The organism is Pseudomonas sp. P65(2024) (genome assembly GCF_057480955.1).
Window position 1 is genome coordinate 1 of record NZ_JBLIYX010000023.1, and the last position, 23,661, is coordinate 23,661.

General features: G+C 65.7%; 18 protein-coding genes. 11 read left to right on the forward strand and 7 right to left on the reverse strand.

Features of this window, described 5'->3' with window-relative positions; genetic code table 11:
• Positions 1–258: 258 nt before the first annotated feature.
• The 5 genes from AC25MA_RS23520 to AC25MA_RS23540 all read left to right on the forward strand — a co-directional run bounded on the left by AC25MA_RS23520 (position 259) and on the right by AC25MA_RS23540 (position 6,753).
• Positions 259–1,485: an MFS transporter gene (locus AC25MA_RS23520; protein WP_186595759.1), complete on the forward strand. Its 1,227-nt coding sequence runs from the start codon at positions 259–261 to the stop codon at positions 1,483–1,485.
• 326 nt (positions 1,486–1,811) lie between these two features.
• The gene (locus tag AC25MA_RS23525) at positions 1,812–3,419 is read left to right on the forward strand and encodes an ATP-binding cassette domain-containing protein (protein WP_486972445.1); all 1,608 of its coding nucleotides are present in this window, start codon (positions 1,812–1,814) and stop codon (positions 3,417–3,419) included.
• Positions 3,420–3,536: 117 nt separating this feature from the next.
• Positions 3,537–4,556 carry a branched-chain amino acid aminotransferase gene (locus AC25MA_RS23530; RefSeq protein WP_028690746.1) on the forward strand — a complete coding sequence of 340 codons (1,020 nt, stop codon included), beginning with the start codon at positions 3,537–3,539 and terminating at the stop codon, positions 4,554–4,556.
• 156 nt (positions 4,557–4,712) lie between these two features.
• Positions 4,713–5,393, forward strand: coding sequence for a response regulator transcription factor (locus tag AC25MA_RS23535; protein ID WP_028690745.1), 681 nt, complete (start codon positions 4,713–4,715; stop codon positions 5,391–5,393).
• Positions 5,371–6,753 carry a sensor histidine kinase gene (locus AC25MA_RS23540; protein ID WP_028690744.1) on the forward strand — a complete coding sequence of 461 codons (1,383 nt, stop codon included), beginning with the start codon at positions 5,371–5,373 and terminating at the stop codon, positions 6,751–6,753. The genes AC25MA_RS23535 and AC25MA_RS23540 overlap by 23 nt, the downstream gene beginning before the upstream one ends.
• Before the next feature lie 70 nt (positions 6,754–6,823).
• Here AC25MA_RS23540 and cysS read toward each other — a convergent pair whose 3' ends face one another.
• Entirely contained in the window at positions 6,824–8,206 is a 1,383-nt protein-coding gene (gene cysS, locus AC25MA_RS23545) for a cysteine--tRNA ligase (RefSeq protein WP_207851445.1), read from the reverse strand.
• 9 nt (positions 8,207–8,215) lie between these two features.
• Positions 8,216–9,919 carry a glutamine--tRNA ligase/YqeY domain fusion protein gene (locus AC25MA_RS23550; RefSeq protein ID WP_028690742.1) on the reverse strand — a complete coding sequence of 568 codons (1,704 nt, stop codon included), beginning with the start codon at positions 9,917–9,919 and terminating at the stop codon, positions 8,216–8,218.
• Positions 9,920–10,167: 248 nt separating this feature from the next.
• Here AC25MA_RS23550 and AC25MA_RS23555 point away from each other — a divergent pair, with 248 nt between their 5' ends.
• On the forward strand, positions 10,168–10,668 hold the full coding sequence (locus AC25MA_RS23555; RefSeq protein WP_028690741.1) for a peptidylprolyl isomerase: 501 nt from the start codon (positions 10,168–10,170) through the stop codon (positions 10,666–10,668).
• Positions 10,665–11,387 (forward strand): UDP-2,3-diacylglucosamine diphosphatase, encoded by a 723-nt coding sequence (locus AC25MA_RS23560; RefSeq protein WP_062360385.1) that lies wholly within the window; start codon positions 10,665–10,667, stop codon positions 11,385–11,387. Before AC25MA_RS23555 ends, AC25MA_RS23560 begins: the two co-directional genes overlap by 4 nt.
• 87 nt (positions 11,388–11,474) lie before the next feature.
• Here AC25MA_RS23560 and pvdQ read toward each other — a convergent pair whose 3' ends face one another.
• The gene (gene pvdQ / locus AC25MA_RS23565) at positions 11,475–13,781 is read right to left on the reverse strand and encodes a bifunctional acylase PvdQ (protein ID WP_486972446.1); all 2,307 of its coding nucleotides are present in this window, start codon (positions 13,779–13,781) and stop codon (positions 11,475–11,477) included.
• A 198-nt stretch (positions 13,782–13,979) separates the two neighbouring features.
• Between pvdQ and AC25MA_RS23570 the strand changes: the two genes are divergently transcribed.
• Positions 13,980–14,342 carry a hypothetical protein gene (locus tag AC25MA_RS23570; protein WP_062363250.1) on the forward strand — a complete coding sequence of 121 codons (363 nt, stop codon included), beginning with the start codon at positions 13,980–13,982 and terminating at the stop codon, positions 14,340–14,342.
• Between the two features lie 36 nt (positions 14,343–14,378).
• Here AC25MA_RS23570 and AC25MA_RS23575 read toward each other — a convergent pair whose 3' ends face one another.
• The gene (locus AC25MA_RS23575; RefSeq protein WP_011533313.1) at positions 14,379–14,567 is read right to left on the reverse strand and encodes a hypothetical protein; all 189 of its coding nucleotides are present in this window, start codon (positions 14,565–14,567) and stop codon (positions 14,379–14,381) included.
• 431 nt (positions 14,568–14,998) lie between these two features.
• Here AC25MA_RS23575 and AC25MA_RS23580 point away from each other — a divergent pair, with 431 nt between their 5' ends.
• A complete protein-coding gene (locus AC25MA_RS23580; RefSeq protein ID WP_069017617.1) occupies positions 14,999–15,379 on the forward strand; it encodes a Mor transcription activator family protein in 381 nt (126 codons plus the stop codon).
• A gap of 18 nt (positions 15,380–15,397) precedes the next feature.
• Here the strand turns inward: AC25MA_RS23580 and AC25MA_RS23585 are convergent, their stop codons facing one another.
• The 3 genes from AC25MA_RS23585 to AC25MA_RS23595 are packed head-to-tail and all read right to left on the reverse strand — an operon-like array spanning position 15,398 to position 21,515.
• Positions 15,398–19,072, reverse strand: a complete 3,675-nt coding sequence (locus AC25MA_RS23585; protein ID WP_486972447.1) for a translocation/assembly module TamB domain-containing protein — start codon at positions 19,070–19,072, stop codon at positions 15,398–15,400.
• The gene (locus tag AC25MA_RS23590) at positions 19,069–20,811 is read right to left on the reverse strand and encodes an autotransporter assembly complex protein TamA (protein WP_486972448.1); all 1,743 of its coding nucleotides are present in this window, start codon (positions 20,809–20,811) and stop codon (positions 19,069–19,071) included. Before AC25MA_RS23590 ends, AC25MA_RS23585 begins: the two co-directional genes overlap by 4 nt.
• A gap of 53 nt (positions 20,812–20,864) precedes the next feature.
• The gene (locus tag AC25MA_RS23595) at positions 20,865–21,515 is read right to left on the reverse strand and encodes a GNAT family N-acetyltransferase (RefSeq protein ID WP_028690734.1); all 651 of its coding nucleotides are present in this window, start codon (positions 21,513–21,515) and stop codon (positions 20,865–20,867) included.
• Between the two features lie 164 nt (positions 21,516–21,679).
• On the opposite strand from AC25MA_RS23595, the gene xthA reads away from it, so the two are divergent.
• Both xthA and AC25MA_RS23605 read left to right on the forward strand, forming a co-directional pair.
• Positions 21,680–22,492: an exodeoxyribonuclease III gene (xthA, locus tag AC25MA_RS23600; protein ID WP_062363258.1), complete on the forward strand. Its 813-nt coding sequence runs from the start codon at positions 21,680–21,682 to the stop codon at positions 22,490–22,492.
• A 199-nt stretch (positions 22,493–22,691) separates the two neighbouring features.
• Complete coding sequence (locus AC25MA_RS23605) at positions 22,692–23,570, forward strand: formylglycine-generating enzyme family protein (RefSeq protein WP_062363260.1); 879 nt, start codon at positions 22,692–22,694, stop codon at positions 23,568–23,570.
• Positions 23,571–23,661: the final 91 nt, after the last annotated feature.

Sequence of the window (23,661 nt, forward strand, 5' to 3'; positions counted from 1 at the left end):
TGGGGATTTTGGGCAGGTCACGCAAGGGTTTCTTTTTGGTTGGCATACATGCACCTCTTACTCATGTTATGCCCGAACACAAAATTTCTGACACCCTCGCCAAACGCTCTATCCCAGGCCACCCATCGATCCCACTGATGATTACTATCAAGCCGCCCGCCTGTCGAGCTGCAAAATCCACCCCCTATAATCGCCTCCCCGTTTTCCCCTCGCTGCAGCGCCTGTCCCAGGCGACAGTCCCCTATGGAATCCCGCACCATGCCAAGCCCCAATGCGTACCCCCACAGCCCACCCGAACACAGCCAGCAGAGCGTCCGTCAGCAGTGGCTGGCGATTCTCTCGGTCGCCGTGGGCGCCTTCGCCCTGGTGACCAGCGAGTTCCTGCCGGTGGGCGTGCTCAACGATGTCGCCTCTGATCTTGGCATCAGCGCCGGCCAGGCCGGCCTGATGGTGACCCTGCCCGGCATCATGGCGGCCCTGGCCGCGCCCTTGCTGTCGGTGGGCATCGGCGCCCTCGACAGACGCTACCTGCTGATCGCCCTGACCCTGATCATGATCGTCGCCAACGCGGTGGTGGCCTACGCCACCGACTTCGGCCTGCTGCTGTTCGGCCGGGTGCTGCTAGGCATCAGCATCGGTGGTTTCTGGGCGACCGCGATCGCCCTGAGCGGCCGCCTGGCGCCCAAGGGCGTGGGCGTGGCCCAGGCCACCTCGATCATCATGGTCGGCGTGACGTTGGCCACCGTGCTCGGTGTGCCCGTGGGCACCTGGTTGAGCGGGCTCATGGGCTGGCGCATGACCTTCCTGGTCACCGCACTGGTGGGCGTGCCGGTGCTGCTGGCGCAGGTCCTGCTGCTGCCGCGGCTCAACCCGGAGAAGGCCATCCGCATCAGCGACCTGCCGGCGCTGTTTATCAATCCGCAGGCGCGGGTCGGCCTGATCGCGGTGTTGCTGATCGGCCTGGCGCACTTTGCCGCCTACACCTACGTCGCGCCGTTCTTCAAGCACAACGCCGGCTTCGACGGGCCGATGATCGGCTCGCTGTTGCTGCTCTACGGCGTGGCCGGGGTGCTGGGCAATGTCTTCGCCGGTTTCGCCGCCAACCAGAGCGTGCGCTACACCCTGATGCTGGTTGCCTTGATGATCGGCGTCGGCACCGCGCTGTTCCCCTACTTCGCCACCAGCCTCACCGGCGCGGCGATGCTGATCGCGCTCTGGGGCTTCGCCTTCGGCGCCTTCCCCGCCTGCGCCAGCATCTGGATGTTCGTCGTGGCACCCAAGGATGTGGAACGCGGCATGCCGCTGTTCGTCGCCATGTTCCAGGTGATCATCGCCCTGGGCTCGTTCTTCGGTGGGCGGATCGTCGACCAGATGGGCAGCGCGGTGCTGTTCAGCCTGGCCACGGCGCTGGTGGGCTGCGGCTTTGTCACGGTGCTGGTGCTGGGACGCAGCGTCAGCAATCGCCTGGCGGCCCAACCTTCCTGAAATACCGATGTCGCGTGGGAGCGGGCCGGCGGTGTCCGCCCCACGTTTTATCAACTCTTTACACCGACGAGCCGCGAACCGGCAGCAACTTGATACGCAACTCAATTTCCTTGGCCGCATCTGCGGCGTATCGACCTGTTGCCGACGAAGAATTCCCTGCACGCTTGCGCAGGTGTTGCCCAGCGCTTTCTGCTGGGCTAGCCTTTACACCCAACTCCCCCTGCGAGGTGTTCGTCCAATGCGCCATTGATGCCGCCGTCTACCTGACGGCCAGTCTTCAGCCTCCGGCCCGTACCGGAGATGTCGCGGCATGAGTGGAGTTGTGCATGACGAGTTCGTCGATCCTGACGCTGGACAGCGTCACCCTGGTCCTGCCCGATGGCAGACCGCTTTTCACCGACCTCAACGAATCCTTCGACCTGCGCCACACCGGGCTGGTCGGGCGCAACGGCGTGGGCAAGAGCCTGCTTGGGCAACTGCTGGCCGGTCTGCGCAAGCCCAGTGAGGGATACTGCCTGCGCCTTGGCCGAGTCCATCATCTCGACCAGGAGGTGATCGCCAATAGCACCACCGTCGCTGACCTGGCCCAGGTGGGTAGTACGCTGCGCGCCCTCGAGCGGATCGAACGTGGCAGCCTCGACCCGGAGGACTTCGACGCGGTCGGCGAGCGCTGGGACATTCGGGCGCGATTACAGGCGCAACTGCAACACCATGGCCTGGGCCATCTCGACCCACACTACCCGGTAGAGCACCTGAGCGGCGGCCAGGCCATGCGCGTCGCGCTGCTCGGTGCCTGGCTGAGCGAGGCCGACTACCTGATTCTTGACGAGCCGAGCAACCACCTGGACAGCAGCGCCAGGACCCTGCTGCTGGACATGCTCCAGGGCTGGGACAAGGGCCTGCTGGTGATCAGCCACGACCGGGCGCTGCTCGGGCACATGGCACGTATCGTCGAACTGTCGCCCCTTGGCTTGCGCGCCTATGGCGGCGATTTCGGCTTCTACCGTCAGCAAAGCACCGCACAGGCCGAACGGGCCGCGCAGGCACTGCTGCGCCTCAAGCAGCAGCGCCAACGCCAGGTTCAGGCATTGCAACGTCAGCGTGAGAACTTCGAGCGGCACCAGGCCTGCGCCGGGCACCGGGCCAAGCAAGCGAACCAGGCGCAGATTCTGCTCGACCGACAGCAGCAGCGCAGCCAGGCCACCGCCGGGCGCCAGCGCCGCGAACTGCGGGATGCCAAGGCGGCCCTGGACGAACAAGTACGCCAGGCGGCGCGTCAGGTCGAACGCGAGGTGCCGATCGTGCTGCACGCCCCCACGCCGCAACGAAATGCCGGACGCGAGGTACTGGCGCTGGAAAGGTTGTACCTGCCACGGGGCACGACCACGGCGCTGGACCTGCGCCTGTGCCTGGGCCAGCGGCTGGGGGTGGTGGGCGACAACGGCAGCGGCAAGTCCACCCTGTTGCGGGTGCTGGCCGGTGAACTGGCGCCGCGCGCGGGCAGCCTGCGGTTGACCGGCGAAGTCGCCCTGCTCGACCAGCATGGCAGTTGCCTGGGGCCACGGCAGAGCGCCCTGGAACATCTGCGCGCCGCCAATCCACGCCTGCCGAGCGACGAACTGCGTCGTCGGCTGGCGCAGCTGGGCATCGACGCGGCACGCATCACCCTGCCCGGCGCCCTGCTCAGTGGTGGCGAACGGCTCAAGGTCGCGTTGGCTGCCGTGCTGTACCGGGAACGGCCATTGGACCTGCTGCTGCTCGACGAGCCGAACAACCACCTCGACCTGCCGTCACTCGAGGCGCTGGAGCACTTGTTGCACCAGTTCAAGGGGGCGTTGCTGGTGGTCTCGCATGACCAAGTGTTTCTTCAGTCCCTGGTACTGGAAGGCTGCCTGCATTTAAGTCCAGATAGTTTGTCGCCCACCACGCCCTGATGCTCGCCCGGCGGATTGTGTGACTGGCCGTTCCCGATCCGCGCCGGATGTATTATGGTGGCGGGGTGCGCATATAAAAGCAGCCCGCCGTGTTCGGGCCAGAGCAATGAGGGTGTCATGAGTAACGAAAGCATTAACTGGGACAAGCTGGGTTTCGACTACATCAAGACCGACAAGCGTTACCTGTCCGTATGGCGTAACGGCGAGTGGGACAAGGGCACCCTGACCGAAGACAACGTACTGCACATCAGTGAAGGCTCCACCGCCCTGCACTATGGCCAGCAGTGCTTCGAAGGCCTGAAGGCCTACCGCTGCAAGGACGGTTCGATCAACCTGTTCCGCCCCGACCAGAACGCCGCGCGCATGCAGCGCAGCTGCGACCGCCTGCTGATGCCACGGGTCTCGACCGAACAGTTCATCGAAGCCTGCAAGCAAGTGGTCAAGGCCAACGAAAAATTCGTTCCGCCGCACGGCAAGGGTGCGCTGTACCTGCGTCCGTTCGTGATCGGCACCGGTGACAACATCGGCGTGCGCACCGCCCCCGAGTTCATCTTCTCGGTCTTCGCCATCCCGGTTGGCTCCTACTTCAAAGGCGGCATGACCCCGCACAAGTTCCTGATCTCCGACTACGACCGTGCAGCCCCGCAAGGCACCGGCGCAGCCAAGGTCGGCGGCAACTACGCGGCCAGCCTGCAACCAGGCTACGAGGCCAAGAAAGCCGGCTTCGCCGACTGCATCTACCTCGATCCGTTGACCCACAAGAAGATCGAGGAAGTCGGCTCGGCCAACTTCTTCGGTATCACCGCCAACAACGAATTCGTCACGCCGAAATCGATCTCGGTATTGCCGGGCATCACCCGCCTGTCGCTGATGGAACTGGCCGAATCGCGCCTGGGCCTGAAAGTGATCGAAGGCGACGTGGAAATCGACAAGCTCGACCGCTTCGTCGAAGCCGGCGCCTGTGGCACTGCCGCGGTGATCACGCCGATCGGCGGCATCCAGTACAACGGCAAGCTGCACGTGTTCCACAGTGAAACCGAAGTCGGCCCGGTCACCCAGAAGCTCTACGCCGAGCTGACCGGCATCCAGAGCGGTGACGTCGAAGCCCCGGCGGGCTGGATCGTCAAGGTCGCCTGAGGCTTCAGCCTGCAGTGAAAACGGGGCATGCCAGCAATGGCATGCCCCGTTTTTCTTGGCTTTCACGGCCCTGGGCAGCCAGATGAATTTTTCTTAAATCGCCGGTTGTCTATTCTTTGGCACAATCAGGTCTCCACTCGCCGCCCAGGAACCAGCATGCCTCGCGTACTGACCATCGAAGACGACGCCGTCACCGCCCAGGAAATCGTCGCCGAACTGTCCAGCCACGGCCTGGAAGTCGACTGGGCCGACAATGGCCGCGAAGGTCTGGCCAAGGCCATCGCCGGCGGCTACGACCTGATCACCCTCGACCGCATGCTGCCCGAGGTCGATGGCCTGACCATCGTCACCACCCTGCGCAACCTGAAGATCGCAACGCCGATCCTGATGATCAGCGCCCTGTCGGACGTCGACGAACGCGTGCGCGGTCTGCGCGCCGGCGGCGACGACTACCTGACCAAGCCGTTCGCCTCCGACGAGATGGCCGCTCGGGTCGAGGTGCTGCTGCGCCGTAACAGCGTGCCGATGACCCAGACCCGCCTGCAGGTCGCCGACCTCGAGCTGGACCTGATCAGCCACGAGGCGCGCCGCGGCGAACAGGCGCTGAACCTGCTGCCCACCGAATACAAGCTGCTCGAGTACCTGATGCGCCACTCCGGCCAGGTGATCACCCGGATGATGATCTTCGAGGAGGTCTGGGGTTACCACTTCGACCCCGGCACCAACCTGATCGACGTGCACATCGGCCGCTTGCGCAAGAAGATCGACTCGCCCGGCCAGAGCCCGCTGATCCGTACCGTGCGGGGCTCCGGCTATGCCATTGCCGAACCCGTCTAAGGGCTGGAGCTCCTCCACCAGCCGCCTGCTGGCGCTGTACAGCTTCCTGTTCGTGGCCTGGAGCAGCATCCTCATGGGGGTGCTGTACTTCGAGGTCACCAGCTACCTGAACAAGCTCACCCGCCACTCCATGCTGCAGCGCCAGCACCTGTTCGCCCACATGAGCGGCAAGCAGCTGGACGACGCGCTGATCGCAAGCCAGGCCTTCGAGGAGCGCAGCTTCGACGCCTACGGCCTCTTCGACCCCCAGCTGAACCCGATTGGCGGACGCATCCGCACCATCCCGCCGGAGCTGGGCCTGGACGGCACGGTGCATGAGCTCAAGCGCTGCCTGGACGCCGACGATCCGCACCTGCCCCGCGATAGCTGCGATGCCGTGGCGATCAAGGTCCAGGACGGCCGCTGGCTGGTGCTGGTGCGCGACAACGGCTCGCTGTTCGTGGTCACCCGGATCATTCTCGACGCGCTGCTTTGGGGCATTTCCCTGACCCTGATTCCAGGCTTTGCCGGCTGGTACCTGCTGCGCCGCCGACCGCTCAAACGCATCCGGGCGATCCAGGCCCAAGCCGAACTTATCGTCGCCGGCGACCTGACCCACCGCCTGCCGGTGTCGGTGCGCCGCGATGAACTGGACATGCTGGCCGCCATCGTCAACGCGATGCTCGACCGCATCGAAAGGCTGATGCATGAGGTCAAGGGGGTCTGTGACAACATCGCCCACGACCTGCGCACGCCCCTGACCCGCCTGCGCGCGCAGCTCTATCGCATTCGCCAGCAGAGCGGCGCCGATTCTGCCGAAGGCGCGGCGCTGGACCAGGCGATCGGCGAGACCGACACGCTGATGGCTCGCTTCCGAGGCCTGCTGCGTATCAGCGAACTGGAAGACCGCCAACGCCGAGCCGGCTTCGTGCAACTCGACCCACAAGGCTTGCTGGTTGAACTGCACGACTTCTACCTGCCACTGGCCGAGGATGGCGGCATCCATCTGCAACTGAGCCAGCCCGCGCAACTGGCGGCCCTGCATGGCGATCGAGAATTGCTGTTCGAGGCCCTGGCCAACCTGGTGGGCAATGCGATCAAGTTCACCCCGCAAGGCGGCCAGGTGCGCATGGTCGCCAGCGAGGACGATCAAGGCGTGCACATTGCAGTCGAGGACAGCGGGCCGGGGATTCCGGCGGATGAGCGTGAGGCGGTGTTGAAGCGTTTCTACCGCAGCGAGGAAGGCCATCGCCACCCGGGGTTCGGGCTTGGGCTGTCGATCGTCGCGGCGATCGTCGACCTGCATGGGTTCGGCCTGGAGGTGGGGGCCAGTGAGCTGGGTGGGGCGAGATTGGTTCTGCACTGCACCAGCGCGGCCTGAAAAGCATCGCGGGGCAAGTCGTATCGGCGCTGCGCCGATGCGACTTGCCCCGCGACAGGGCTTGAGCCGATCAGTCAGCCAGGCGCCAGGTGGTGGTGCCCTTGCTGTCTTCCAGTACCACGCCCATGGCGGTCAGCTGGTCGCGGATGCGGTCGGACTCGGCCCAGTTCTTGTCGGTGCGCGCCTGCAGACGCGCCTGGATCAGCGCCTCCACTTCGGCAGCATCGACCTTGCCCTCGGCACCGGCACGCAGGAAGTCATCGGCCTCCAGCTGCAGCACGCCCAGCACATCCCCCAGCTCGCGCAGACGACCCGCCAGGCCAGCGGCGGCCTCAGGGTCGCTGTCGCGCAGTCGGTTGATCTCGCGCACCAGGTCGAACAGCACGGCGCAGGCTTCCGGCGTGCCGAAGTCGTCGTTCATCGCCACGGTGAAGCGCTCGACGAATGCCTCGCCGCCCTTGGCCTCGACCCGAGGGAGGCCGCGCAGCGCGTGGTAGAAGCGCTCGAGCGCGCCCTTGGCATCGCGCAGGCTGTCCTCGGAGTAGTTGATCGCGCTGCGGTAGTGGCTGGCCACCAGCAGGTAGCGCACCACTTCCGGGTGGTACTTGTCGAGCACGTCGCGGATGGTGAAGAAGTTGTTCAACGACTTGGACATCTTCTCGCCATTGATGCGGATCATGCCGCAGTGCATCCAGGCGTTGGCATACTGCTTGCCGGTAGCCGCCTCGCTCTGGGCAATCTCGTTCTCGTGGTGCGGGAACTCCAGGTCGCTGCCGCCGCCATGGATGTCGAAGCTCTCACCCAGGCAGCAGGTGGACATCACCGAGCACTCGATGTGCCAGCCCGGGCGGCCCGGGCCCCACGGCGAATCCCAGTAAGGCTCGCCGGGCTTGACGCCCTTCCACAAGACGAAGTCCAGCGGGTCCTGCTTGGCCTCGTCGACCTCGATGCGGGCACCGATGCGCAGGTCTTCGATCTTCTTGCGCGACAGCTTGCCGTAGCCGACGAACTTACCGACGCGGTAGTACACGTCGCCGTTGCCCGGCGCGTAGGCATAGCCCTTGTCGATCAGGGTCTGGATCATCGCGTGCATGCCGGGGATATGGTCGGTGGCACGGGGTTCCAGGTCCGGCGGCAGGATGCTCAGGCGGCGCTCGTCCTCGTGCATCGCGTCGATCATGCGGGCCGTCAGCGCGTCGAACGACTCGCCGTTTTCGTTGGCCCGGTTGATGATCTTGTCGTCGATGTCGGTGATGTTGCGCACATAGGTCAGCTCATAGCCGCTCTTGCGCAGCCAGCGGGTGACCAGGTCGAAGGCCACCATGCTGCGGCCGTGGCCCAGGTGGCAGTAGTCGTACACGGTCATGCCGCACACGTACATGCGCACCTTGTTGCCGTCCAGCGGCTTGAAAACTTCCTTGGTCTTGCTCAGCGTGTTGTAGATGGTAAGCACGAAGGTTCCTCAGCTGCCCCACGAATCGCGCAGGGTCACGGTCCGGTTGAATACCGGGCGACCCGGCTGGGAGTCTTTCAGGTCGGCGCAGAAGTAGCCTTCGCGCTCGAACTGGAAGCGGTCTTCTGGCTGGGCCTGGCCCAGGGAAGGTTCCGCGCGACAACCGCTGAGTACCTGCAGCGAATCGGGGTTGATGTTGTCGAGGAAGCTGCCGCCGTCTTCGGTCTTCTCCGGGTTGGCGGAGCGGAACAGGCGGTCGTACAGACGCACTTCGCACTCGACGCTGCCTTGCGCCGGCACCCAGTGGATCACACCCTTGACCTTGCGGCCCTCGGGGTTCTTGCCCAGGGTGTCCGGATCGTACGAGCAGCGCAGCTCGACGATGTTGCCGTCGGCATCCTTGATCGCCTCGTCGGCGCGGATCACGTAGCTGCCACGCAGGCGCACTTCACCGGCCGGCTCCAGGCGCTTGTAGCCCTTGGGCGGCGCTTCCATGAAGTCGTCGCGGTCGATGTACAGCTCGCGGGCGAACGGCAGCACGCGCACACCCATGTCTTCCTTCGGATGGCGCGGCAGTTCGAGTTGCTCGACCTGGTCCTCGGGATAGTTGGTGATCACCACCTTCAGCGGGCGCAGCACGCACATGGCGCGTGGCGCGGTACGGTCGAGGTCGTCGCGGATGCTGAATTCGAGCATCGCCATGTCGACCACGCCGTCGGAACGGTTGGTGCCGATCATCTCGCAGAAGTTGCGGATCGAGGCCGGGGTGTAGCCACGGCGGCGGTAGCCCGACAGGGTCGACATGCGCGGATCGTCCCAGGCCTCGACATGACCTTCGTCCACCAGCTGCTTGAGCTTGCGCTTGGACGTGATGGTGTAGTTCAGGTTCAGGCGGCTGAACTCGTACTGGCGCGGGTGCGCCGGCACCGGCAGCTTGTCCAGGAACCAGTCGTACAGCGGACGGTGGCTTTCGAACTCCAGGGTGCAGATCGAGTGGGTGATGCCTTCGATGGCGTCCGACTGACCGTGGGTGAAGTCGTAGTTGGGGTAGATGCACCACTTGTCACCGGTCTGGTGATGGTGGGCATGGCGAATGCGGTACAGGATCGGGTCGCGCAGGTTCATGTTCGGCGAAGCCATGTCGATCTTGGCGCGCAACACGCGCTCGCCGTCCTTGAACTCGCCGGCCTTCATGCGCGCGAACAGGTCCAGGTTCTCCTCGACGCTGCGCTCGCGGAACGGGCTGTTCTTGCCCGCCTCGGTCAGGCTGCCACGGTATTCCTTGGCCTGCTCGGGGGTCAGGTCGCAGACATAGGCGTTGCCGGACTTGATCAGCTCCACCGCCCAGGCATGCAGCTGCTCGAAGTAGTCCGAGGCATAGCGCACCGGGCCCGCCCACTCGAAGCCCAGCCACTTGACGTCACGCTGGATGGAGTCGATGTACTCCTGGTCTTCCTTGGCCGGGTTGGTGTCGTCGAAACGCAGGTGGCAGACGCCGCCGAACTCCTTGGCCAGGCCGAAGTTGACGCAGATCGACTTGGCGTGGCCGATGTGCAGGTAACCGTTGGGCTCCGGCGGGAAACGGGTGACGATGCTCTGGTGCTTGCCCGAGTCCAGGTCGGCCTGGACGATTGGCCGCAGGAAGTTCACAGGGACGGCGGGTGCGCCTTTGGCAGCGGCGTTTGGCGCGTTGTCGGCAGTGGGCTTGCTCATAGTGTCCTTGAATGCAGGTAGCCGGCCCGGGTAGGCCGATTGAATCAAAGGGCCTATCATAGCCGAAGCAGTCAAGCTGCTGACAGCCGGAGCACCGACAAAGTGGCGCGTTTTGTCGCCGCAGCGGTCTACAATCCGGCAGAATGTCGACCCAGTGGCGTGTGCCGCGGCTGCCTGATCCTGCGTCAGGTTATCCGAGCGCACCGCGCACCCTATTTCCCGAATGCCTTGAAAGAGCGAGTTTCAGCATGTCCAAAGTCAAACTGAGCACCAACCACGGCGATATCATCCTGCAATTGAATGCCGAAAAAGCCCCGCTGACCACTGAGAACTTCGTTCAATACGTCAAGGATGGCCACTACAATGGCACCGTGTTCCACCGCGTGATCAAGGGCTTCATGATCCAGGGTGGCGGCTTCGAGCCAGGCATGAGCCAGAAGAAGACCCGCGCCAGCATCCAGAACGAAGCCGACAATGGCCTGAAGAACGCCAAGTACAGCATCGCCATGGCCCGTACCATGGAGCCGCACTCGGCCTCCGCGCAGTTCTTCATCAACGCCTCCGACAACGACTTCCTCAACCACAGCGGCAAGAACGTTCAGGGCTGGGGCTACGCCGTGTTCGGTGAAGTGATCGAAGGCAAGGAAATCGTCGACGCCATCGAGAAAGTCGCCACCGGTTCCAAGGCCGGCCACCAGGACGTGCCGAAAGACGACGTGATCATCGAGAAAGCCGAGATCATTGAGTGATCCTGCTGATCTCCGATCTGCACCTGCAAGAAGAACGCCCGGACATCACCCGGGCGTTTCTTGATCTGCTCGACGGCCGCGCCCGTCACGCCAAGGCGCTGTACATCCTCGGCGACTTCTTCGAGGCCTGGATCGGCGACGATGCGATGACACCGTTCCAGCAGTCGATCTGCCAGGCCCTGCGCCGGCTGAGCGACAGCGGCACGGCGATCTACCTGATGCACGGCAACCGCGACTTCCTCATCGGCCAGGCGTTCTGCGACGCAGCCGGCTGCACCCTGCTGGCCGACCCCAGCGTGGTCGAGCTGGGTGGCGAGGCGGTGCTGCTGATGCACGGCGACACCCTGTGCACCCGCGACGTGGCCTACATGAAGCTGCGCCGTTACCTGCGCAACCCGCTGACCCTGTGGATCCTTCGGCACCTGCCGCTGGGCACGCGGCACAAGCTGGCGCGCAAGCTGCGCAGCGAAAGCAGTACCCAGGTGCGCATGAAGAGCACCGAGATCGTCGACGTCACTCCCGAGGAAGTGCCCAAGGTGATGGCCGCCCACGGCGTGCGCACCCTGGTCCACGGCCACACCCACCGGCCGGCGTTGCACAAGCTGGTGGTCGATGGCCAGCCGGCGCGGCGTATCGTGCTAGGGGACTGGGACCGCCGGGGCTGGGCGTTGCAGGTGGACGAACAGGGCTTCCAGCTGGCGCCGTTCGAGTTTTCCTGAGCGACCGCCCATGCGCGCTCCCTGTAGGAGCGGCCTTTCCGACCGGTCCGACGCCTCGGCAAGGCCGCTCCTACAAAGAGCCCGCAGTTACTGGGCGCTGACCACCCGCCCCTTATCCCGCTCACTGATCACATACCGTCGATACTGCGGATCAGCCTTGATCTGTGCCTCGGTGAACGGGATCGGCGCCAGTTGCTTGGCCGCGAAGGCCCGCGTCTGATCGGCGGCATGCGCCGATGCCTGCTCGCTCGACTGGGAGAACGCCAGCAATCCCTGAGCCTTTGGCCCCTGCTCGGTGAAGCTGACCACCTGCAGATAGCTCGAACCACTGACCACCAGGCGCTTGCCCGGCCCCACCGGCACACTGACCATCGCGTTGTAGACGCCCAGGCCCTGCGGACCACCAGGCACCGGCGTGCCATCGGCAGCCTGCTGGATCTGCCCCCAACGCTGATCAGCGGTGATGCCCGCCTCGCCCACCTTCGCCAGGGACGCCAACGCCGCCTCGCGCAGCAGCTTGCCTACCGCGGCCTGCTCCACCGCCAGGCCACGCGGCGTGTGCTGCGGGTCGGCCGGGTCGAACGGCACGCGCCAGCTTTGCGGGTGCTCGGCCAACGCGTCGGCAATGTTCATGAAATGGAGCAAACCGACTCCGCTGTCCAGATCGGCCTTGCCGTTCCAGTCGCGCAGGCTGGCGCACACTGATTCCAGATCCGCCTCCACGCCCTTGCACCACTGCAGCAGGTCCGGCAGCAGCAGGCTGGCCTGGTACACCTCGTCATCGAACACCATGCGCCGCAGCTCGGCGACACCCAGCTTGCCCCGGCCCTGCAGGCGCTGCAGGGCAAAACGGCTGCGCATGCCCAGGGGCTGGTCAGCACGACTCACCAGCGGCGAGAAGCCGGTCAACGGTTGGGCTGGGTTGGCCATCCATGCCGAATCGTTGGCGTGCTGCACATAGTCACGCCGCTCCAGGCTCGGCAGCAGGCTCGCCGGGAAGATCCCCGGTTGGGCGGCCTGCGCATCGACCTTCCACTGGCAGGCGCTGCGTGAGCCATCGAGCACCACCAGCGGGCCGGAAGCAGCCGGATTGCTGCACTGCGCCAGCAGCGCCTGGTCGACATAGGGCACCACCGACTGATTCAGGTACAGGGCCTGGCCAGCGGCATCCACCGCCAGGGTGTTGACCCAGGGGATACCCTGCAACCGCCCCACCGAGGCCTTGAGCGTTTCCAGGCTATCGGCGCGGTTGATCCGGTACCACTGCTGCAGGACCCGGGTATTGTCCAGGTTGGCGTCACGCAGGCTGTAGGCCGCCTGGTTGTCCCAGTCCAGCCGCCCTGGCCACTGCACCACCGGGCCGAACTTCGACAGGTGGATCGTGCGCTCCACCTCGCTCAGCGTGCCGTCCTTGCCCTTTACCATGACCTTGAGCTGTTTACGTTCGAGCGGCAGCGACTGGCCGTCAACCAGGTAACGGGTGGCGTCCTTGGGGTCCAGCTGCAGGCGGTAGAGGGTGAAATGCTTCGAGGTGTCGACAGTGTGGGTCCAGGCCAGGTGTCGGTTGAAGCCGATATTGACCACCGGCAGCCCCGGCAGGGCCGCGCCCATCACATCCAGCTGCCCGGGGATGGTCAGTTGCATCTGGTAGAAGCGCATCCCGCCGACCCAGGGGAAATGCGGGTTGGCCAGCAGCAGTCCGCGACCATTGGCCGAACGCTCGCTGCCCACCGCCACGGCGTTGCTGCCACGCTCGGCGGCGAACTGAGCCTGGCGCGCCAGGGCCACGCTGTAGTCGGCCACCGGGCGTTGCGCCGCCAGCTTCGGCGGGGTCGCGGCCACCACCGCCTCGACAAACTGACCGACACCGCCTTCGGCCAGCAGGCGCCGGGTCAGCTTGACCAAGTCACGGCTGCTGATAGGCCGCACCCAGTCTCCTGCCCCGCACTCGGCCGGCAGGCCTTCGGCGCGCCGCTCGCCCAGGGCACGGTTGTAGCCGCTGGCATAGCCGTCGAGCAGGTCGCGTACCGCCACCGGCTGCGCCTGCAGGAAGTCGTCCACTGCCTCTGGCTCGTTGAGCCAGGTGAAGAACAGATCGCTGGACAGGTTGTCGCGCTGCTCGACGGTTTTACCGTCGCCACCGAAATAACGCGAGCGCTCGCCATTGACCGTCAGCACCTCGCTGGCCAGCAGGCACAGGTTGTCCTGGGCGTACGCGTAGCCGATGCCGTAGCCCAAGCCGCGTTCGTCCTTGGCCAGGATATGCGGCACGCCAAAGCTGGTGCGGCGGATCTGCGCAGAGGCCTCATTGGCGACCTCCCGTGCCTGGACGGCCAGGCTGGAGGCAACCAGGGCGGCGGCAAGGCCCAGGCGAAACAGGGGAAGAGGGATCACAGGCACTCCTCGTGCTATCGGGGTCATCCCGAACAGACGAATGGCCAGATGAAAATTTTACGGTCGAAGCAAGGCTGCAACGTTCTCAACAGAACGTGTCAGATTTTTTCACCGAGGGTTGCAGTTTTGTCGATCTCATTCGTCTTTAGATGTGAGGCAACCATGATTTCGGGACAGTCCACGAAAAGGAGCATTCACATGTACAACCCGCAACAGTCGCTATCGGCGCCGCCCGCCCCTGGCCAGGCCGCCGCCCACCAGGAGGAACGCGTGGGCAACGAACAGATCCGCGAGCTGCTGCGCGCCTACGGCCTGCGCACCAGCCTGATCCGCCTGAAGGTCATCGACGCGCTGCACACCGCCGGGCGCAATGGCCGCAGCATCGGCGTGCGCGGGGTGCATGCGCAACTTGAGCAACTGGATATTCCACTTTCGTTCCTGAGTGTGCGCGAGGTGCTCAAGCGCCTGTGCAGCGAAGGCGTCATCAGCCTGGGCAGCGACAAGTGCTACAGCCTGAACCCCCAGGCCTGGGCCGTGCTCGAGCAACCCGCCTCGCGTTGAGCGCCTGGCCGGCAAGGATATGCCGGCCCGCCCGTTTCAGGGCTTGACCTTGCGCCGCAGGATACCGTTGATCACCACCACGACCACCGCGATGGCGATAGCGATGTACTGGAATGTCTGCTCGCTGATAGTGCCCTGCTTCTGCAGGTAGCTTAGGCCGAGCATGATCCCCAGGACCACCAGGATGATCAGGATCGAGTATTTGAGGCGCTGCACGTGGGTCATCGGTAATTCCTTGCGACATCGGGGACATGAGGCTCCAGCGGAGCCGACGCCATGATACCTCGCCCGCTTTACCCGCGCTGAAGTTCCTGCCCGCCGCCATTCCCGGCACGCCCCTCCTCCAGGCCCAACCGCATCGCCCCGGGATATGCCTTTGCGCCTACGCTTGGGTCATCCACCCAAACCGCCATCATGGAACCCCTTCACTAGACGGTTTGGGGCCTGCAGCCAAAGGGCGGAGGCGTTTCCTACTTCACGCTATCAGGTTACCTGCAAACAACAGGCAGCTGCGACTACAAGCTCCGGTCCGCTTCGCACCTAGCGACCCTTTCCGCTGCTGTTCGAAAATCGGACCACGCCACCCGTGGCCCACCACGCCGCAGCCATTCGGGCCTCGGCGCCTGCCAAACCTACATGACGGAAGGAACCATTTCGTGGAACAGCCAGACCTGAGCAATATCGACATCACCCAACTGCCTCAATCGCTGCAGGCGCTGATCGAGTGCGTAGGCCTGGACAGCGCCTACCGCCTGACCTGCGTATTCGGCGGCCGCCCCAAGTACATTCCCAAGCATCGTGACCGCAGCAAGCTGGCCGACGTGCTGCCAGCCAAAGCACTCGATGCGCTGATCGAGCGCTACGCCGGCCTGGCCCTGGAAATCCCCAAGCCCGATCACTTCCAGCGCCAGTTGCGCAACCAGCAGATCCAGAAGGAAAGCGCCAGCGGGCTGTCGCGCAGCCTGCTGGCCAACAAGTATGGTTTGAGCCTGCGGCAGATCGGCAACATTCGTCGCCAGGAGTGCCATGCCCGCTGAGCAGGCACTCCACCTGGTTTAGAAATCGCGCTTGTAGAAGATATCCAGCGAACTGGCCAGGCCGCTGGCGGCCTCGAGGTAGACCTTCTTGCTGAGTTTGTAGCGCAAGGCGATGGTGTTGGCGGGCTCGAACACGCCGACGCCATAGCGCAGGCTGAGCCGCTCGGTGAGGTTGCCGCTGGCCACCACGCTGGTCTTGTTGCCCGTGCCCTGGGTGTCGAGTTGGAAGTCGTCGATGCCCAGATTGGAAGCCAGGCCGCCGGTGAGGCCGGCACTGCCCATCAGGCCCAGGCCCAGCGCCGCCTCGGCGAGCATGTTGTTGTCCTCGCCGGAGCTGTTCAACGGACGGCCCAGCACCAGGTAGGACAATGCCTGCTCCTGGCTCATCGCCGGCTCCGAGAACACCTTGGTGGTCGGCTGCTCGGCACTGCCGCTCAGGCGGATGCCGGCAATCACGTCATCGACCTGGCGGATGGCCTCGATGTCCAGGTACGGCTGGTCGATGGGCCCGGCGAACAGTAAGCGAGCGCGGCGGATGGTCAGGTTCTGCCCGTATTGCCGGTAGCGCCCGTCAGCCAGGCTCAGTTCACCGCGCGTGTCGAGGTTATCGCCGATATGCACATGCCCCAGCAGGTTGGCGGTGAGGCCGAAGCCCTTGAACGACAGTTTTTCGCTGCCGACCTCGACATCGATGTCCATGGCCACCGCCATCGGCGGCGTGCCCTGTTCGGTCTGGTGACCGACGATCACCGTGTCATCCGAGACCTTGACCGTCGACGGCGGCAGTTCGCGCACGGTGATCTTGCCTTTGGGCACCAGCACCTTGCCGGTCACCGCCAGGCGCTCGTCCAGCAGACGGATGGTCAGGTCGGGCGCCACTTCCAGCGCTGCGTACGGCTCGACGCTGACCGGCAGCTGCTGGCCCTGCAGGCGCAGGTCCATGCCCAGCGCCTGTCCCCAGGTGAGGTGACCGGCCAATTGCCCACGGCCAGCGGCGCCGCTGCGCCAGTTGCCGTTCAACTGCACCTGCTCGCCGGCGATCAGTGCCTGCAGCGACAGGTCCTCGAGACTGATCGGCAGTTCCGCGCCGCTGACTTCGCCGCCGCTCAAGGCCAGGTTGCCATTGACCTGGGGTGCGAGCAGGCTGCCCGACAGGCGCCCGCTGCCGTTGAGCTGGCCGGCCAGACGCTCGACCATGGGCAGGAACGGGCGGATGACCGAGAGATCGAGCCCGGCCAGGCGGAAGTCGCCGGACAACGGCTTGTTGCGGCCCAGCGGGTCGATGCGGGCACTCAGGTTCACCTCGCCCAGGCGCTCGCCACGGAAATCCACGCGGGTGTCGACCCGGCGCGGCGCCAGGGTGCTGTCCAGGCGCAACACCTGGTAGGGGAAATCGATCCAGCGGTCCTTGTCGCGCACGCGCAGGGTACCGCCGCCGGCATCGATGCGGATGCTGCCCTTGGGTCCGCTGGCCGGGATATCGAGGTTGATGTCGGCGTTGAGCAGGCCCTGCCAGGCGAAGTCCTTGGGCAGCCACTGCGCCAGGCTATCCAGCGGGAACTGCTTGAGGTGGTAACGCAGGCGCGGCTCCGGCGCCAGGCGCTGGTCTTCGCCGCACAGGCTGGCCTGGCCGGAACGCCAGCAGTGGGCGCCAAAGTCGAGCTGGCCGCTGGCCAGGCGCTGCAGACGCGCCGGCGCCTGCAGCTGCCAATCCTGGCCGCCGGCCTGGATGCGACCGCTGGCCAGGCGACCCCGCCAGTCGCCCTTGCTCAAGGCGCCGTCCAGCGCCAGGTCGAGCTTGAGTTGCGGGCCGTCGAGCGCCAGCGTCGCAGCCTGCTGGCGGATATCGCCCTTGCCTTGCACGTCGAGGCTGCCCAGGGCGGTGTCCCCCAAACGGATCCCGCCGGCCTTGAGCGCCAGTTGGCCACGCTGGGCGTTGTCCAGCCGTGCGTCCAGGTCCACGCGCTGCACACGGTTGTCGGCCTGGCCCAGTTGCTGCCCCTGCAGGGCCAGGGTGCCCTGGGGCGCAGCCAGGGTTCCGGCCAAGTCCAGGCGGCCCTTGGCCTGCCCTTGCAGTTGAGGCCAGAGCTGACCCAGGCGCGGCAGGTCGAGGTCGATGCGCCCGGATAGGCGTTGCTGCAGACTGGCGCTGCCGGTGATGCGGTTGTCTCCCAGCTGTACCGCCAGTCTACCCAGGGTCCAGCGCTCGCCGGCGCCCTCGGCGTCTACCTTGACCAGCGCCGGCTGGCCACGCAAGCGGCCCTTGAGGTCCAGTTGCGCCTTGAGCGCCAACTGCTCGTGCTTGAGCTCGCCCTGGCTGCGCAGCGGACCGGCCAGGGTGCCCGGCAGCTCCGCCAGCCAATAGGCCGGATCCAGCGCCGACAATTGCAGGTCGACATCCCAGGCCAGGGTGTCGGCAAAGCGCAAGGCGACACTGCCCGCGGCCTTGCCCTGCCCCGCGCTGAGCAGCAGCTGCGGCAGGCGTACCTGGCCCAGGTCGCCCTCGAACGGGCTGGCCAGGGTGAAGGCCCCCGCCGGGCCGTCCAGATCGCCGTTGAACGCGCCCTTGTAGTTACCGCCGCGGTACTGCACCTGGGCGTTGAAACGCTTGAGGGTGACCTGGGGCGCCTGCTCCAGCGGATACAGGCGCAACCAGGGGAAGTCCAGCCAGTCGAGGCTGGCGTCGGCGCTCAGGTCCTGCTGCCAGTCGGCGCTGGCCTGCAGCTTGAGGCGCTGCGTGTCACTGGCATTGAGGTCAAGGGCATCGATTCGGGCGCCCTTGGCGTCCACCTTGCCGGCCAGCACCAGGCCCACCGGCCCTTGCTCGGCGGGCAAGGTGGCGGAGCCTGAGAGTTGATAACCCTTGAGCAGGTCGCCCTGGGCGTCAAGCTTGAGCTGGTCCAATTGCAGGGTGTCGGGCAACTCGCCGGCCGGCTTGAAAGCCTGCGAACGGATGCTCAGGCGGGCCGGCAAATGCTCGGCCAGGGCCTGCAATTCGCCGTTCAGCCGGGCGTCCAGGTAGCCGCTGCTGGTGGCCTCGATGACGAGGGTCTTCTGCAGCTCGCCCTTGGCGTTCAAGGCCAGTTGCCACGGCTTGCCATCCACCGTCGGCAGTTGCAGCGTGCCCTGCAGCTGCAGTGGCCAGTCACCCCGTGGCGTCAGGTCACCTTGAACGTCCAGGTGCAGATCGTCTCGGCGCAGTTGCAGGCTGTCCACCCGCAGCCCGCTGGCGGTCCAGTGGGCCGCCAGGCTCAGGTCGCCCAGCAGGTCGCTGCCATCCAGGCGCAACTGGCCAACCTTGACCTCGCCCAGCTCGATGGCCAGCGGCAGGTTCAATGCTGGCAATTGCAGCGGACCGCTGTCGGGCTGGTCTTCGCCCGGCGCAAAGGCCATGTCGATGCGCTCGGCCTGCAAGCGTTCGACGCACAGGGTCGCACGCAGCAGGCAGGCCGGCGACCAGGCCAACTGCGGCGCCAGCAGCTCGACCCGATCGTCGCCAGCAGACCAGCGCAACAGGCTGGCCTGCCAGTTGCCGCCAAGGCGGCCGGTAAAATCGCTGACCTCGAGCCCCGGCACCCGCGCCAGCGCCCAGCGGCTGCCCGCCTGGGTGCCGAGCACCAGCCCCAGCGCCAGGACGATCAGCACCAGCAGGCCCGCCAGTACCAGCAGGATCGGTTTGAACACACGCATCAAAGCTCGGGCCCCATGGAGAAGTGCAAGCGAAAACCACCGTCGTCATCCAGTGCGCGGGCCAGGTCCAGGCGCAGTGGCCCCACCGGCGACACCCAGCGCACGCCGATGCCGACGCCGGTCTTGAGGCTGGGAAACTCCAGCGAGTTGAACGAGTTGCCTTGGTCGACGAAGGTCGCCAGGCGCCACTTTTCCGCGATCGAGTACTGATACTCGGCACTGCCGGCCACCAGGTAGCGGCCGCCGATGCGGTCGCCCTGGTTGTTCTTCGGCGACAGCGACTGGTAGTCGTAGCCGCGCACGCTCTGGTCGCCACCGGCGAAGAAGCGCAGCGACGGCGGGATGTTCTGCTGGTAGCCGTTGGTGGCGCTGCCGCCGAACTGCACGCGACCCAGTAAACGATGGCGCTTGCCCAGCGTGGTCAGGCCCTTGAGCAGCACGTTGCCATGGATCAGGTTGGTATCCGAACCCAGGCCTTCCTTGGCCGCCTGCAGGTCGAACTGCAGGCGGTAGCCGTTGTGCGGATCGATGCGGTTGTCGCTGCGCAGGTACGAAAAGCTGACACCCGGCATCAACAGGTTGCTCAGCCCCGAGTCGTCGCCCAGGCGGTACTCCTCACGCTGGTACTTGAGCGAGATCACGCGCTGCCAGCCACTGGGCAGCTTGCTGTGCCACTCGGGGCCGACGGTGAGCAGCTTGCTCAAGGTGTCGGTACCGGAAATCTCCTCGTTCTGGTAGCCGCCAGCGAAGCGCAGCTTGTCGGTGAGCGGCGGATCCAGCGGGACGTCATACCACAGCCCGACGTTCTGCCGGGGCGCCGACAGTTCGGTTTCCCAGCCGTAGCTGTGGCCCTGCGGGTTCACCCAGTGACGGGTCCAGTTGGCCTTGCCACGCGGCCCGACGTCGGTGGAAAAGCCCAGGCCCAGGCCCAGGGTACGCGGCTTGCGGGTATCGAGGCGCACGTCCACCGGAATGTCCTCGCCCACCGCGGCGGTGGGCGCGGCATCCACCCGCACGCTGTCGAAGTAGCCGCTCGATTGCAGGTCGTTGTTGAGTTCGGCGATCAGCTCTGAGTCATAGGGGGTACCGGGCTTGAACGACACCATGCGCTGCAGCAGGTCGTTGTCCAGCGGCGCGTCGCCGCCGAAGGTCACCGCGCCGAGACGGTAGCGCGGGCCGCTCTGGTAGACCAGCTCGATGTCGGCCACGCCGGCCTGCGGGTCCACCGCCAGGCGCTGGCGCTCGAAGCGCCCGGCGAAGAAGCCGTAGCGCGACGCCTGGTTCTGGATCAGCCGCTTGGCATCCTCGTAGGTGCCGTGGTTGAGCTGCTCGCCCGGGCGCAGCGCCTTGCTGTCGGGGATGCGAAAGACCTTGAGCTCGCTGGCCGGCCCGTCGATGCGCACGGTCACGTTGCGCAGACGCACAGGCTCGCCGGGCTCGACCCGGATGATCAATTGCGCGGGTTTGTCCTTGTCGCCTGCGGGCTTGACCTCGGTCTCGACCCGCGCCTGGTAGTAGCCAAGGGCCTGGGCCGCCTTGCGCGTCTGCTCCTCGGCGCCCCGGCTGAAACGCAGCAGCGCTTCTTCGTCGCGGTCGCCCAGGCTGCCGATATACCCTTCGATATTGGACTTGAGCGCCTTGTTGGCGGGTTTGACCCGCACCAGCAATTCGCTCTGCGCCCATGCCATGGAGCTGGCGGCCAGCAACAGCAGGCCCCAGCCAAGTCTTCCTGAATACGTCATGCGCGGCATGCTACCAGAGCAAAGGGGTCAAGAGGGCTGTCGGCAAACGCCTGTCACAGGTTCGTCACCCTCGACGAGCGCGGATTGGGATGGAAGAACACCCGTTCGCGGATCGGCCCTACGGCGATCTCGCCGATCTCCTCATAGCCCTGGCGCTGGTAGAACGCCAGGTAGTGCGCATTGCCGGTGTCCAGCACCACACCCTCGGTGCTGGCGTCCTCCGCGCACCAGTCGTGCACGGCCTGCAGCAGTTGCTCCCCATAATGCTGGCCCTGGAACTGCGGGTGCACGCCCAGCAACGGCAGGACGTGGACATTGTCGCCCGGCAGGCAGCCGGCCAGCGCGGCCTGGTAGTCCAGGTAGCGCCGGGTACAGCGCAGGCCGGTACCGAGGATCATGCGCAGGCGCCAAGCCCAGCTGTCGGCCACGCCCAAGCGCCGCTGCGGCGGCACGATCAGCGCCAGGCCGATCAGGCGGTCCTCCAGCAGCAGGCCGATCGCCGGCAGTTGCAGATAGAAGTGCTGGCGCACCCACTCGCGCACCATCACCCGCAGGCGGCGCTCGTAGCCGGGACGCTGGCCCTCGAACAGCCAGGCAAAGGTCGGCTCGTGACGATAGGCATGGTAGAGCAGCGAACGCGCCTCACGGGCGTAGCCGGCGTCGAGCAGGCAGGTCCGGGCCGGGGCGGCGATGACGTCGGGCATTGCGGGCAGTCCTCCTGGAATGGGCGTACAGTGCCTTGGAGCCAGATTCCGGCGCTGGGTTCACCTCCTCCAGCACGTTAGCAGCGCCCGCCGCGCGGCGCCATGCTGGCCGTGGCCGGCGATGTCGGCTAGCATCCGTGGCTTTTTACCAGGATCATCTTTCCATGAAGATCGTCTCGTTCAACATCAATGGCCTGCGCGCCCGTCCGCACCAGCTGGCGGCGCTGATCGACAAACACCAGCCGGACGTGATCGGCCTGCAGGAAACCAAGGTCAGCGACGATCAGTTCCCGTTGGCCGACGTCGAGGCGCTCGGCTACCACGTGCATTACCACGGCCAGAAAGGCCACTATGGCGTCGCCCTGCTCTCGCGACAGGCGCCGCTGTCGTTGTCCAAGGGCTTCGCCGGCGATGAAGAGGACGCCCAGCGCCGCTTCATCTGGGGCACCTTCGCCGATGCCGACGGCACGCCGATCACCATCATGAACGGCTACTTCCCACAAGGCGAAAGCCGCGACCACCCCACCAAGTTCCCGGCCAAGCAGCGCTTCTACAGCGACCTGCAGGCCCTGCTCGAAGGGCAGTTCAAGAATGACCAGCCCGTCGTGGTGATGGGCGATCTGAATATCTCGCCCCAGGACTGCGACATCGGTATCGGCGCGGACAATGCCAAGCGCTGGCTGAAGACCGGCAAGTGCAGCTTCCTGCCCGAGGAGCGCGAGTGGATGGAGCGGCTCAAGGGCTGGGGTCTGGTCGACAGCTTCCGCCACCTGCACCCGGAAGTGGCCGACCGCTTCAGTTGGTTCGACTACCGCAGCCGCGGCTTCGAGGACGAGCCCAAGCGCGGCCTGCGCATCGACCTGATCATGGCCTCCCAGGGCTTGCTGCCACGGGTCAAGGCCGCCGGGGTCGACTATGAACTGCGGGGGATGGAGAAGCCTTCGGACCATGCGCCGATCTGGCTTGAGTTGGCTTGAGTTCAGCCGTTAGCGCTTTACCGTAGCCTTGCAGCGCTCTCGAGATCGAGCGCCGCCCGCGCGGCACTCGATCTCATAGGCGCCACACCTATCCCGTCAGACACTTGTTACAAAACCACCCTTAAACATCGCCTCGTTCATTTCGTCCATCAGCACGAACTCCCGCTGTCTGCCCAGCAACCCTGAACAAGGCTTCCCCATGACCGCCCCCCTGAACCGCCTCACCCTGGCCGCCCTGCTGGTCGCCTGCAGCCTGCCGGCCCTGGCCGCGGCGCCCGCGCACAAACCCGGCACGGTGTTCCGTGACTGCGCCAAGACCTGCCCGGAAATGGTGGTGCTGCCCGCCGGCAGTTTCATGATGGGCACCCCGGATGACGAAAAAGGTCGCCAGGACGACGAGGGCCCACTGCACGAAGTGACGTTCAAGAACGCCTTTGCCGTCAGCCGCTACCAGATCACCAACGGGGAATGGAAGGCCTACCTCAAGGCCAGCGGCTACAAGGTCCCCAACGGCGACACCCGCCCGGGCCGCGAGTGCATCGCCGGCGTGCCGCGCTACCAGCAGGGCGACCGCCAGCCCGCCGTGTGCCTGAACTTCCACGAGGCCGAGGCCTACGCCTCGTGGCTGTCGAAGAAGACCGGCAAGGTCTACAAGGTGCTCAGCGAATCCCAGCGCGAATACGCCGTACGCGGCGGCAGCACCGGGCCGTTCCCCTTCCCGCTCGATGACAACGACGAGCAGAAGTACCAGATCTCCAAGCACGCCAACACCTACGGTCCCACGGACGGCTTCTCCTTCACCTCGCCCGTCGGCAGCTTCCCGCCCAACGCCTACGGCGTCTACGACGGTCACGGCAATGTCTACGAGTGGACCCGCGACTGCTACGTCGACAGCTACGCCACCGCCCCCACCGACGGCAGCCCGCAGACCAACAGCAGCGAATGCGAGGACCGCCGGGTGATCCGCGGCAACGACTACACCGAGGCACCGATTTTCTCCCGTTCGGGCAACCGCAACGAGCGCAGCTCCACCTTGCGCGGCGACTGGATCGGTTTCCGTGTCGCCCGCGAGCTGTAACGCCCGCCCTGCCTCCGGCGCCCCGGCGCCGGATCCGCCTCGCCACTAAATCCGCGCAAAACCCTCTCGTCTACCAAGATCAGGGCCTGGT